The organism is Enterobacter sp. CC120223-11 (assembly GCF_900215375.1).
Taxonomy (GTDB): domain Bacteria; phylum Pseudomonadota; class Gammaproteobacteria; order Enterobacterales; family Enterobacteriaceae; genus Scandinavium.
In genome coordinates this window covers 201,311-214,148 of the sequence record NZ_OBEF01000003.1, presented here as the reverse complement: position 1 = coordinate 214,148, position 12,838 = coordinate 201,311, and the positions used below count along the sequence as shown (strand labels likewise).

Sequence of the window (12,838 nt, the reverse complement as noted above, 5' to 3'; positions counted from 1 at the left end):
AAAAGTCAGATCTAAGTCACACATTAGCCGTTGTCAGGTCCGTACACTGTCATCCCTTAACCTAATGAGGCTTTGCCATGCACCCACGTTTTCACTCTGCTTTCCCGCAACTCAGTGCGGAACTGCAAACAGCTCTGACCCCGTGGCTGGCTGACGAGCACTTCCCCGCAATGCTGAACGCCGGGCAGGTTAGCGAACTGAAAGCCGCGACAGGGCTGGACGAAGACGAGCTGGCTTTTGCGTTGCTCCCGCTGGCCGCGGCCTGCGCCCGTGCCGATCTCTCGCACTTCAACGTTGGCGCTATTGCGCGCGGCGTGAGTGGCAGCTGGTATTTCGGTAGCAATATGGAATTTATTGGCGCGACCATGCAGCAAACCGTGCACGCCGAGCAAAGCGCCATCAGCCATGCCTGGCTGCGCGGCGAAAAAGCCCTCAAGGCGATTACCGTCAACTACACGCCGTGCGGTCACTGTCGTCAGTTTATGAATGAGCTGAACAGCGGGCTGGAGTTGCAAATCAATCTGCCAGGCCGTGAGCCTCACACGCTGAAAGATTACCTGCCGGATGCTTTTGGGCCGAAAGACCTGAAGATTAAAACCCTGTTGATGGATGCCCAGGATCACGGTTTTCCGCTGGAAGGTGACGCGCTGACTCAGGCTGCCATTCAGGCTGCTAACCGGTGCCATGCGCCTTACAGTCAGTCGCCTTCCGGCGTGGCCCTGGAGCTGCGTGACGGAACCATTGTCGCCGGCAGCTATGCCGAAAATGCCGCTTTCAACCCAACACTGCCGCCGCTGCAGGGCGCCCTGAATCTGCTGAGCCTCAACGGCTACGCCTATCCTGATATTCAGCGTGCAATGCTTGCCGAGCGCGCTGACGCCCCGCTAATCCAGTGGGACGCCACCGCTGCGACGTTGAAAGCGCTGGGCTGTCAGAACATCGACCGTGTTCTGCTTGGCTAACTTTCTGATGCGGGCCCAGCGCCCGCACTGACGAAAATCCCCCCAATTAAACGGCGGTTTCTTGCTCTTGCCCCGCGGGTACAGTAGCCTGAGGGAATCGTCTTCCATCACTGAGTCAAGTCCATGTTAAAGCGCGTGTTATACAGCCTGTTAGTCCTGATCGGCCTGCTGCTGTTGACCGTACTCGGCCTTGACCGCTGGATAAGCTGGAAAACGGCGCCTTATATCTATGACGAACTGCAGGATCTTCCCTATCGGCAGGTCGGCGTGGTGCTCGGTACAGCAAAATATTATCGCACCGGCGTCATCAATCAGTATTATCGTTACCGCATTCAGGGCGCGCTGAACGCCTATAACAGCGGCAAGGTTAACTACCTGTTGCTGAGCGGCGACAATGCCCTCCAGAGCTATAACGAGCCGAGGACGATGCGCAAAGATTTGATTGCAGCGGGCGTCGATCCTGCCGACATCGTTCTTGATTACGCTGGCTTCCGTACGCTGGATTCGATCGTGCGCACCCGCAAAGTGTTCGACACCAATGATTTCATCATCATCACTCAGCGCTTCCACTGCGAGCGTGCGCTGTTTATTGCCCTGCACATGGGCATTCAGGCACAGTGTTATGCCGTGCCGTCACCGAAGAATATGTGGAGCGTTCGCGCCCGCGAGTTCGGTGCCCGCTTTGGCGCACTGGCGGATCTCTACCTCTTCAAACGCGAGCCACGCTTCCTCGGCCCGCTGGTGCCAATCCCTTCCCAGCATGAAGTCCCGGAAGATGCCCAGGGTTATCCGGCGGTGACGCCAGAGCAGCTGCTGGAGACGCAGAAGTAACCATCCCTGATTCAATGACACTTATAAGTGACATTACCCACCATCAGCCTTATTAATGAGTGTTTTAAGTGTCATTAATGGCAAGAATCCTGATTAACGTGTAATATTTCACGCATTATATCGGGAGGATTTATGGAACAGCTCACTGTACAGGCTTATCTGGAAGAACGGTGGCAGGATATAGCCACCCTTACTTTTCCGGCAGCGGGAAGCGGCGATTGGCAACGCACAGAAATACACTACCTCACCGACTATGCCATTGAATTTCTTGATAGCGATGAGTGCCATGCTGTCTCGCTGAATCATCCCGTCTCGTTATTTTACGACGATGACGGGCAACGCGGATGGATGAAATGGCTCGATGATATTATTCCCAGCGGCGCCAGCCGACGATACTGGATTAAAGCCCTCGATCTGGAAGGCCTCAACGCTGCCCAGCAAAACTTCATTTTATTGAAGTTTGGCACGATAGCGCCGGTAGGAAACCTTCGAATTAAAGAATCACTGCCCGATCGCCATCCTTTAGCTGAAACGCTGCGCTTCACCCTTGATGATGTTAAAAATCGCGCGGCAGACTTTTTAGATTATGCGCAGCAGAGAGGAGCTTTGTCTTTGACGTCCCTGAGTTTGTCATTGAATGGGTCCGTCGTGATCTGCTGAATATTATCTTTGGCAATAGCGATAATCATGGCCGAAATACGGCCTTTATCCGCAGCAGCAACAGCATTAGTCTTGCACCCGTATATGATTTTGCTCCAATGAAAGCCGATCCTGAGGGCATTCCCCGCAGTATGAAATGGGCTCAGCCCCTTGAGATAGGGGGTGAATATGATTTCCATGCTATCGCTGAAAGGCTTGATGACCTTGTGCCTGCCAGGGAGTTACTCTCGGCGTTGAAGCTGACAGCCAAAGAACTCATTACTCTTGAAGAGAGACTTCAAGCTCGCGGCGTACCGCAGCAAATCATAACGATGCCCGCAATCGGTTTTCGATATATCTCTGAGAAACTCACCAGATGGGGCTTGCTATGAGCCAGTCAGAAAAACAACAAAAGATGCAAAAGACAATTGAGCTTTGAAGGCGGGAAACCGCTCAGCGACGCAAATCAATGCCTCTTTAGCTGAAGAGGCAAAGCCCGTAATGAAAGCCAGCCGATCCCGCGCAACGTCTGACAGCCAGCGTATTGATGCCGTTGGCAGAACAGCGTTTATCCGTTCAGTCATTTATCAGCTAATGCAGGAAAAGTTGTCTCAGAGTGAAGCGCTCAGGCTGCTCAGAATTGAAGTTCTCGGCCTTAAACAGGACACCTATGCCCGGCTCGTAGACGTTTCACGTAAAACCATTTCCGATATAGAGAACAACAGGGGGAATTACTCTGTTGAAGTTATGAATAAGGTCTTCCGGCCTTTCGGTCTAAAAGTGGGACTGGTGCCAGTATCCGCGTCTCTTTTGAATTCGTTGCTCACTCCTCCTGACAGTCAGACATAAAAAAACCCGCCGTTCTCAGGCGGGTTTTTATCGCTGCTACACGTCAGATTACTTCTTACGGGCATACTTCAGGGAATCGAGGGCAACGGCGAAGATGATGATCGCGCCCTTGATAATATACTGCCAGTACGGGTTCACGCCGATGTAGGTCAGGCCGTAGTTGATGACGGTGAAGATGATAACACCGGTCACCACGCCGATAACGGTACCGACCCCGCCGCTGAACGATACGCCACCCACCACGCAGGCTGCGATGGCGTCGAGCTCATACATGAAGCCGAGGTTGTTGGTCGCCGAGCCGATACGCCCTGCTTCCAGCATCCCGCCGAAGGCATAGAACACGCCGGACAGCGCATAAATCATCAGCAGGTTTAGGGCAACGTTGACGCCAGAAACGCGTGCGGCTTCCGGGTTACCGCCGATGGCAAAGATGTTTTTACCGAAGCGGGTTTTGTTCCACAGGACCCAGACGAACACCGTAGCAATCAGCGCGTAGAACGTGATGTACGACAGGCGGAAGCTGCCGAGTGCGATAAACCCTTGCGTAAACGTCGAGAAGTGAGAGTCAAAGCCGGATACCGGTGATGCGCCCACGAAGTCGTAATACAGGGAGTTAATGCCGTACACGATGATCATCGTACCCAGGGTGGTGATAAACGGCGTCACGTTCAGGTAAGCAATGATGACCCCGTTAATCAGGCCAATCACTGCCCCGACAGCGCAGACGATCAGCAGGACAACTGGAATCGGCAGAGTGGCCAGATCCGGGAACACCTTGTTGGCGTTATCCACGGACTGCAACAGCGTTGCGGCGATAACCGCCGCCAGGCCAACCTGACGACCGGCTGACAGGTCGGTACCCTGCGTAACAATCAGCCCGGCCACGCCGAGGGCGATAATAATACGCACGGAAGACTGGGTCAGGATGTTACTCAAGTTCAGCAGACTTAAGAACGTGGGGTCCTGGAAAATAATAATGGCCAGTAATACTAAAAGAACGACGTAAATACCGCCCTCTTTCAGATAAGTGAGAAAGCTTTTCTTATTTAACGCACTCATGAGGAGCCCCTGATCTTAAAGGTGCAAAGACGCAAGACGTAAAATTTCGTTCTGCGTGGTAGTTTTAGTGTCAACAATGCCGGCAACCTGACCATTACTCATGACCAGAATACGGTCAGTAATACCCAGCAACTCTGGCATTTCAGAAGAGATAATAATAATCCCCTTCTCTTTTTTCGCGAGTTCCGCAATCAGCTGATAAATTTCAAACTTGGCGCCAACGTCAATCCCTCGCGTCGGTTCATCAAGCATCAAAATTTCAGGTTGAGTTAATAACCAGCGACCGATAATAACTTTCTGCTGGTTACCACCGGACAGGGAACCAATTTGTGTGCGGTGCCCTGGCGTTTTTACACGCATCGAGTCAATAACCCATTGGGTATCACTCTTCATGCGGGAATTATCCAGCAGTCCGGACCTACCTTTGTATTTCTTAATATTGGAAATCAGTGAGTTAAAGCCGATATCCAGATAAGCGTAGATCCCGGTAGAACGACGTTCTTCCGTCACCAGCGCAAAGCCGTGGTTAATGGCTTCGTTGGCGCTGTGGTTATTAATCTTTTTGCCGTGAAGCGTAATGGTGCCGCCTGATTTCTCACGAATACCGAACAGCGTTTCCACGATGTCGGTACGCTTCGCGCCCACCAGGCCTGCAATGCCAAGGATTTCCCCTTTACGCAGGTCAAAAGATACATCGCGAATTGACGGCTGGCGCAGTGAAGTCAGGTTACGCACTTCGAGAATGGTTTCGCCCGGCGTGTTCTGTTTTTCCGGGAAGCGCTGAGTCAGGGAACGGCCAACCATCATGGCGATGATTTTGTCCATGTCCAGCCCTTCCAGCGGCTGAGTGGCAATCCACTGCCCATCGCGCAGGATGGTGATCTCATCGCACAGCTGGAAGATTTCCTCCATTTTGTGCGAGATATACACAATGCCGCAGCCACGGTCTTTCAGCTTGCGGATAATTTTGAACAGGTGATTGACCTCTTTCTCCGTCAGGGAGGAAGTCGGCTCATCCATGATGACGATTTTGGCGTCATAGGAGAATGCTTTAGCAATTTCAATCATCTGCATTTGCGAGACGGATAATGTCCCGACACGCGCACGCGGATCGATATCAATATCCAGCTCATCGAAGATAGCTTTAGTATCAAGATACATTTTGTCCTGATCGACAAACATACCTTTATTCGGATAACGACCCAGCCACATGTTATCCATTACCGAGCGCTGAAGCACCAGGTTTAATTCCTGGTGAACCATCGAAATACCGTTTTCCAGTGCTTCTTTGGCAGAATGGAAATCTATTTCTTTACCCTGAAAAATAATACTACCGGAATCTTTTTGGTAGATCCCAAACAAACATTTTAATAACGTTGATTTGCCCGCGCCGTTCTCGCCCATCAAGGCATGAATGGAGTGAGGACGGACTTTCAAATTAACATTATCGAGCGCTTTAACGCCGGGAAATGACTTGTTGATACCGCTCATTTCCAACAAGTATTCACCTGACGATTCTGTTTTATTGCTGACCATAGTTAACCCTGGCTGCGCGAATGTTTTCCCGTGCTGACACGCCAGCACGGGAGATATTTCAAAGACTACTGAATTAAATATTACTTACCGATGAACTGGTCGAGGTTGTCTTTATCCACACCAACGTAAGGAACGCGAACCACTTTGTTCTCGATTTTCCAGTTGGTGCCAGCGGCAGCTTCTTTACCTTCCGCCAGGTTTTTCGCCAGATCGAAGGTTGCTTTCGCCTGGTTGTTAGCATCGTTCAGCACGGTACCGGCCATTGCGCCAGATTTCACCAGCGCCAGTGCTTCTGGCAGTGCATCCACGCCGAACACAGGAATGCTGGACTTGTTGTGTGCTTTCAGCGCTTCTACTGCACCCATTGCCATCGCATCGTTGTTGGCGATAACGACTTCAATTTTGTTGGCGTTCGGGCCAGAGAGCCACGCGTCCATCTTATCTTTCGCCTGAGCGGTATCCCACATCGCGGTATCCAGCTGCAGCTGCTGAGTTTTCAGGCCCTTCGCGTTCAGCTCTTTGATAACGTAGGTGGTACGCGCTTCAGCATCCGGGTGGCCCGGCTCGCCTTTCAGCAGTACGAACTGAACCTGACCGTCTTTGTTCAGGTCCCATGACGGGTTAGCCGCCCAGTGTTTAGCAATCAGGTCACCCTGAATCACGCCAGACTCTTTTGAATCGGTACCGACGTAGAAGGCTTTGTCATAGCTGTCCAGCGCTTTGCGGGATGGCTCTTTGTTGAAGAACACCACTGGCACGTTCTGACCACGTGCTTTTTCGATAACGGTGCCTGCCGCAGCCGGGTCAACGAGGTTGATGGCCAGCGCTTTCACGCCTTTTGCCAGCAGCACGTCGATCTGGTCGTTCTGTTTTGACTGGTCGTTCTGCGAGTCGTTCATCAGCAGCTGTACGTCCGGGGCCGCTTTGCCGTCTTTCTCAATCGCTTTGCGCACCACAGACATGAAGTTATCGTCGTATTTGTAAATGGTTACGCCGATACGGGTATCCGCCGCGTGAGCAGCAGCGCCGAACAACATGCAAGACATCACAGCGGACAGGGTTAACACCTTCTTATTCATGGTATCTCCGGTTATTTTTATGCAGGGTAGCTTATTATCGGCAGGCAAAACGTTATGGAATTGTTACTGACCGCCGAAGTTAAAATTTTCCAAAAACCATCTTCCGTGTTCGGTAACGCTCCAGACGTGCGTTTAATTGATTGCTTAGCGCTTTATTGCTATGTAAAAACCGATTAGTCACCGTTACATAGCGTTTCAGCCTTACAAACGCTGACATCATAGTCAGGCGAATGTTAAGATACTGTGAATTTACTCACAAATTGAAAGCGGTTACATCGCAGCACGTTATAAGTTAGTGATCGACCCCACAGATTGCTTCAGCGCGACTGAATGACGACGCACCAGGGTTGGCATAAAACAGTGGGTTGCCGCCGTATCCAGTTTCCCTGCCGCCCCCATCAGCGCCAGCTCCGTCGCCAGTTTCGCCATGGAAACGATGGGATAGCGCACGGTGGTCAATTGCGGGTCGGTGTAACGGGCAATCGGAATATCGTCAAAACCAATCAGCGACAGATGCAGCGGCACCGCAATGCCGTTGTCTTTAAGCGTGGTCAGCGCCCCGGCGGCCATGTTGTCGTTGTAGGCGAACACCGCCGTCAGACCCTGATTGCGGCCAAGCAATTCCACCATTGCCGCTTCACCACCCTGGAGATCCGGTGTGCCGGTGCCAATCCAGGATTCCGGGGCCACAATGCCCTGCTCGCTCATCGCCCGCAGCCAGCCTTCCTGCCGCATCTGGTTGTCTTCAATATGGTGGCTCGAGGCCAGGTAGCCGACACGCGTATGCCCCTGATTGAGCAGCATGCGCGTGGCCATCATCGCCCCGCTGACATTATCCAGCCCCACGCAGCGATGTGCATAGCCCGGCACAATTCGATTGATCAGCACCATGCCGGGGATCTGATCCATGAATTCAGCGAGCTCGGCGTCGCTCAGCGCTTTGGAGTGCACAATCAGCGCGTTACAGCGCTGGCGAATCAGCACCTCAATGGCGTTCCGCTCTTTCTCCGCTTCGTGATAGCTGTTGCCGATCAGCACATTTTTTTGAAACTGCTGTGCGACGGTATCGACGGCTTTGACCAGCGCGCCAAAAAAGGCATCTGACACGTCCATCACCACCACGCCGATGGTGTCACTGACCTGGGTCGCCAGCGCCTGAGCATTGGCGTTAGGCCGGTAACCCAGTTCGCTGACGGCTTTCATCACTATTTCACGCGTTTCAGGACTGACGAGCGGGCTGTTATTGAGCACGCGGGAAATGGTCGCGACGGAAACGCCCGCATGGCGGGCCACATCACGAATGGTGATCATAACCACCGTCCTGTTGAAAATGGCAGCAACTCACAGTCACCCCCTGTGTTGAGCAAGGTGGCTATTCTCGCAGCGACGCGGCAAGGACTACGTGAAGGAAGTCACACGGATGGAAACGGTTACATCCGTTTTGTTAATGATTGTGATCCAGATCGTTATCTGGATGTTTTGGAAATGGATACCCCTGCGGCTCTTGCGGTCAACTGCCGCCACAGCCACTCGACGGGGCCCTGGCGGTGGTAGCGCAGCCAGGCCACGGAGAAGAGAATATTCACCAGCCAGACCGCAGGCACGAAGGCGAGTAAAGTCAGTCGGTCAAATTTCATAAACAGATCAAGGCGGTAGAACAGCGTGGTGCAGATAAGCGTTTGCAGCAGATAGTTGGAGAGCGCCATTCGCCCGACGCAGGAGACAGCCCCTACCAGACGGGAGGAGCAAATCTGTGGCCAGAAGCCATACGCCAGCGCGGCATAGCCAATGGTCTGAAACGGGGCGCTCAGCTCGCGCGGGGCCTGTAACAGGAAAGCACACCAGCGGTACGACCATGCGAAATGCCACTGCGCAGCAATCGCAGGTAAATTGATAAGCATACCCAGCGCAATCAGCAATGCCCCGACGCGGCGATAGTGAGACAGGCTGAACTGGCCTTTCAGCCAGCCGCTACGCATCAGCGCCGCACCCATCAGCATCATCCCTGCCAGCTGCCAGCCGTACTGCGCCCCGAGGGCCAGCAGGCTGTCGGAAAGCATATCGGCACGGTTGCTGATGGCCTCAAAACCGCCGTTCAGTTTCCAGTATTGCTCATATTGCAGGTTCGCCGCATCAGGCACCCACGAACGGTTTGGCGCATCGCCGGAGATCAGGCCTAAAAATACCAGTACCGCAATGCCGATGAGGTACAGCACCACGCCGGTATTAAAGAGAGATTTGACGTTCTGCGCTTCGCGCACCATGCGCCAGCACACCAGGCCCACCAGTGCGTAAGCCAGCAGAATATCACCGTCCCAAAACAGCAGGCCGTGGGCGAAGCCGAGCAGCGCCAGGAGCGAAAGTCGCGACTGGATCCAGCGCTTGCCGCGCGGCAGCAGAAGCTGTAACCCTGCCCCGAACAGCAGCGCGAAGAGCGTCAGGAATTTGACCTGCGCGAAGAGATCGAGCACGGCCCACGTCCAGGCATCGCTGCGGGTGATTTCGCCGTACCAGGCAGGATTAAGATAAGCCGCCTTCGGTAACCCAAAGGCGGAGATATTGAGAAGCAGGATCCCCAGAATGGCAACGCCGCGAACAAAATCCAGCGTGACGTTACGCTCCATCAGATACCTGCTTAATCAATCAGTTGTGGTGACGAACGGCGCGCAGGAACTCCTGGCGAGTGTTCTGGCTGGACTTAAACAGGCCGCCGAGTGAGGTGGTGGTGGTGGCGCTGGTGGCATCACGCACGCCGCGCGCTTTCACGCAGTAATGCACCGCATCAATGGACACCGCCACGTTGCTGGTGCCAAGCAGAGTCTGCAGCGCCGTCAGGATCTGCTGGGTCAGACGTTCCTGAACCTGCGGACGCTGGGCGAAGAAGCGCACAATGCGGTTGATCTTCGACAGACCAATCACGCAGTCCTTCGGGATGTAAGCCACGGTGGCTTTGCCATCGATAGTGACAAAGTGATGTTCACAGGTGCTTGTCATCGAAATATCGCGCACGGTCACCATTTCATCGACCTTCATTTTGTTTTCAATGACGGTGATTTTCGGGAAGTTGGTGTAGTCGAGTCCGGAGAAGATTTCATCGACGTACATTTTTGCAATGCGGTGTGGCGTTTCCGTCAGGCTGTCATCGCTGAGATCAAGATTGAGCAGCTGCATAATTTCGGTCATATGACCGGCAATCAGGCGCTTGCGTGACTCATTATCCATATCAACAGGTGGACGCAACGGGGTTTCCAGTCCACGCGCCAAAAGCGCCTCATGAACCAGAGCGGCTTCTTTACTCAGTGATGGCATTCTTTATCTCCTGCAGGTGTGGCGACCTTTGCGTCTGAGGGCAAAGTGAGCATTCATTGTGCGTGAGGCTGCGCACATAATCCAGTATTCACGACGATAATTATTGAAATTGGCTCAACCTTTCGGATCGGGCCGCCAGACCAGCGCCCCACCAACAATCAACGCGATAGCGGCCACGCCGAGCGCCGGTTCAAGACGCTGCGTCAGCCAGGTGGACAGTGCGGAAGTCATCGGCCCGACAAGCTGTCCGACAGCATATCCTGTGGTCAGTAAACCGGCCATATATCGGGTGTGCTGTGGCGCAAGTTCGCGTCCGTAAAGCAAAGATAGCTGAACGGCACAAAGAAAACCGCCGCCAACCAACAGCGCCCCAATAACCAGGCCACTCATACCCGGCAGAAGCCAGGCAGCAAGCACGCCTACGCCCTGGAGCCACAGCACAATTGCCAACCGCTGATAGCTATGGCCCACGCCACGCAGCACAATGCTCAGCCCAATGCCAACCACCGCCGCCGCGCCAAAGACGGGCCATAAAAACTGCGCAAACAGGCTGCCTGGAAAACGGGCAGCCGCCATTTGCGACAGAAACGTTGCCGGAAGGATATAGCCGAAACCCGCCAGGCTGTAGCTCCAGACCAGGCGCTTCAGGTTCGGCGTTAATCGCAAGGGCTCAGGCTGCCCGCCCGGGCGATGAAAATCGCCAGGCCGCGGCAGCCAGCGGGAAACAAACGCAATCAGGACCAGAGCCAGCAGGCCATAAAGCAGCCAGCCTTCCGCTGCAGAGAAATGCTGGGAATGGATCCAGACCGCCAGCAGTCCGCTCAGAGCTATGCCCGCGCCCGGCCCGGCAAACACCGCGGCGCTCAGGCCCGGTCTTCCGGCGTGGGCCAGACGCTCATTGGTCCAGGCGGCGGTCAGTACCATTGCCCAGCCACTCATGGCACCAATCACCAGCCGCAGCAGGCCATGAAGCCAGGCGTTATCCGCCCATGCAGAGAGAAACGTCAGCGCTACGGCGCCGAGGATACCGGCATACAGCCGCCCTTCCACGCCGCGATGGGCTCGCATCGCATCCCAGGCACCGAGAAGATAGCCAAGATAGTTCATCGCCGCCACCAGCCCGGCGCTGGTCAGCGTCAGCTGCCCATCGGCGATCATGAGCGGCACCTGCGGCGTAAAAGCAAAACGCCCTATGCCCATCGCCACCACCAGCATGACAAAGCCGCTCAACGCGGTACGTAGCGCCATGTTCAATCCACATGTTAATGTAAAGTTATGTTTATGATGCAGCATGTCGTCGTTATGCGGAAGTGAAAGTTACGCATTCACGCGCACGATCTGTATGATGAAGAAGACCTTTTTCACTCACACAACCGGGAGCCTTGCATGGAACTGCTCGAAGAGCACCGCTGTTTTGAAGGCTGGCAGCAACGCTGGCGGCACGACTCCACCACGCTGAACTGCACCATGACGTTCAGCATTTTTCTGCCACCGCTGCGCGAATCAGCGCCGCCGCCAGTGCTGTACTGGCTGTCTGGCCTGACCTGCACCGACGAAAATTTCGCCACCAAAGCCGGGGCACAACGCATTGCAGCAGAACTCGGCATCGTATTAGTGATGCCCGATACCAGCCCGCGTGGCGATGACGTCGCCGATGACGACGGCTACGATCTCGGCAAAGGCGCCGGGTTCTACCTTAACGCGACTCAGGCACCCTGGTCTGCGCATTACCGCATGTATGACTATCTGCGTGACGAACTGCCCGAGCTTGTTAAAAACCAGTTTAACGTGGCGGATCGCTGCGCAATTTCCGGCCATTCAATGGGCGGCCACGGCGCGCTGATCCTGGCGCTGAAAAATCCCGGCAAATACGCCAGCGTGTCAGCTTTCGCCCCTATCGTTAACCCAACCCGCGTGCCCTGGGGCCAAAAAGCCTTCAGCCATTACCTCGGTGAAGACAAAACGAATTGGGCCGAATGGGACAGCTGTGCGCTGATGCTGAAAAGCGACGCGAACAGCGCCATTCCAACGCTTATCGACCAGGGAGATACGGACCAGTTTCTTGCCGATCAGTTACAGCCTGCAGTGTTGGCCGAAGCCGCCCGTCAGCGCGACTGGCCGCTGACGCTGCGAATTCAGTCCGGGTTCGACCACAGCTACTGGTTTATCGCCTCCTTTATCGAAGATCATCTGCGGTTTCACGGGCGGGAGTTGTTCAAGTAGTTTTGGATGTAATCCCCCTCACCCCGGCCCTCTCCCCAAAGGGGCGAGGGAGAAAACCAGACCTGAGCAGCGAGCGGAGAAACTACAGCTTCGGTCGGTCCCCTTTATCCCCAGGAGGATACCACCGCTCCGATCGGTCCCCTCTCCCCTTTGGGGCGAGGGAGTAAACCAGACCTGAGCAGCGAGCGGAGAAAACCACAGCTTCGGTCGGTACCCTTTATCCCCAGGAGGATCCCACCGCTCCGATAGGTCCCCTCTCCCCAAAGGGGCGAGGGAGAAAACCAGACCTGAGCAGCGAGCGGAAAAAACCACAGCTTCGGTCGGTCCCCTTTATCCCCAGGAGGATACTAC

The 12,838-nt window shown here is 54.4% G+C and carries 13 protein-coding genes; 6 read left to right on the top strand and 7 right to left on the bottom strand.

Annotated elements, in window-relative coordinates; genetic code table 11:
* Positions 1-77: 77 nt before the first annotated feature.
* The 5 genes from cdd to CRO87_RS05095 all read left to right on the top strand — a co-directional run bounded on the left by cdd (position 78) and on the right by CRO87_RS05095 (position 3,281).
* Positions 78-962, top strand: a complete 885-nt coding sequence (gene cdd, locus CRO87_RS05110) for a cytidine deaminase (RefSeq protein ID WP_097161849.1) — start codon at positions 78-80, stop codon at positions 960-962.
* A 123-nt stretch (positions 963-1,085) separates the two neighbouring features.
* Positions 1,086-1,793, top strand: a complete 708-nt coding sequence (gene sanA / locus CRO87_RS05105) for an outer membrane permeability protein SanA (RefSeq protein WP_097161848.1) — start codon at positions 1,086-1,088, stop codon at positions 1,791-1,793.
* A gap of 132 nt (positions 1,794-1,925) precedes the next feature.
* Complete coding sequence (locus CRO87_RS22855; RefSeq protein ID WP_255252482.1) at positions 1,926-2,453, top strand: phosphatidylinositol kinase; 528 nt, start codon at positions 1,926-1,928, stop codon at positions 2,451-2,453.
* Complete coding sequence (locus CRO87_RS22850) at positions 2,426-2,824, top strand: HipA domain-containing protein (RefSeq protein ID WP_369680097.1); 399 nt, start codon at positions 2,426-2,428, stop codon at positions 2,822-2,824. The genes CRO87_RS22855 and CRO87_RS22850 overlap by 28 nt, the downstream gene beginning before the upstream one ends.
* A 109-nt stretch (positions 2,825-2,933) precedes the next feature.
* Positions 2,934-3,281, top strand: coding sequence for a helix-turn-helix transcriptional regulator (locus CRO87_RS05095; protein WP_097161847.1), 348 nt, complete (start codon positions 2,934-2,936; stop codon positions 3,279-3,281).
* A gap of 48 nt (positions 3,282-3,329) precedes the next feature.
* Here the strand turns inward: CRO87_RS05095 and mglC are convergent, their stop codons facing one another.
* The 7 genes from mglC to CRO87_RS05055 form a co-directional block, all read right to left on the bottom strand.
* On the bottom strand, positions 3,330-4,340 hold the full coding sequence (mglC, locus tag CRO87_RS05090; RefSeq protein ID WP_097161846.1) for a galactose/methyl galactoside ABC transporter permease MglC: 1,011 nt from the start codon (positions 4,338-4,340) through the stop codon (positions 3,330-3,332).
* Between the two features lie 15 nt (positions 4,341-4,355).
* Entirely contained in the window at positions 4,356-5,876 is a 1,521-nt protein-coding gene (gene mglA, locus CRO87_RS05085) for a galactose/methyl galactoside ABC transporter ATP-binding protein MglA (RefSeq protein ID WP_097161845.1), read from the bottom strand.
* Between the two features lie 80 nt (positions 5,877-5,956).
* Complete coding sequence (gene mglB / locus CRO87_RS05080; RefSeq protein ID WP_097161844.1) at positions 5,957-6,955, bottom strand: galactose/glucose ABC transporter substrate-binding protein MglB; 999 nt, start codon at positions 6,953-6,955, stop codon at positions 5,957-5,959.
* 285 nt (positions 6,956-7,240) lie between these two features.
* Positions 7,241-8,266, bottom strand: coding sequence for an HTH-type transcriptional regulator GalS (gene galS / locus CRO87_RS05075; protein ID WP_097161843.1), 1,026 nt, complete (start codon positions 8,264-8,266; stop codon positions 7,241-7,243).
* Between the two features lie 155 nt (positions 8,267-8,421).
* Positions 8,422-9,579, bottom strand: coding sequence for a DUF418 domain-containing protein YeiB (gene yeiB, locus CRO87_RS05065; protein ID WP_097161842.1), 1,158 nt, complete (start codon positions 9,577-9,579; stop codon positions 8,422-8,424).
* A 19-nt stretch (positions 9,580-9,598) separates the two neighbouring features.
* Positions 9,599-10,264, bottom strand: a complete 666-nt coding sequence (gene folE / locus CRO87_RS05060; RefSeq protein WP_097161841.1) for a GTP cyclohydrolase I FolE — start codon at positions 10,262-10,264, stop codon at positions 9,599-9,601.
* Between the two features lie 114 nt (positions 10,265-10,378).
* Positions 10,379-11,512 (bottom strand): YbfB/YjiJ family MFS transporter, encoded by a 1,134-nt coding sequence (locus tag CRO87_RS05055; RefSeq protein WP_097161840.1) that lies wholly within the window; start codon positions 11,510-11,512, stop codon positions 10,379-10,381.
* A gap of 138 nt (positions 11,513-11,650) precedes the next feature.
* On the opposite strand from CRO87_RS05055, the gene fghA reads away from it, so the two are divergent.
* Positions 11,651-12,487 carry an S-formylglutathione hydrolase gene (fghA, locus tag CRO87_RS05050; protein WP_097161839.1) on the top strand — a complete coding sequence of 279 codons (837 nt, stop codon included), beginning with the start codon at positions 11,651-11,653 and terminating at the stop codon, positions 12,485-12,487.
* Positions 12,488-12,838: the final 351 nt, after the last annotated feature.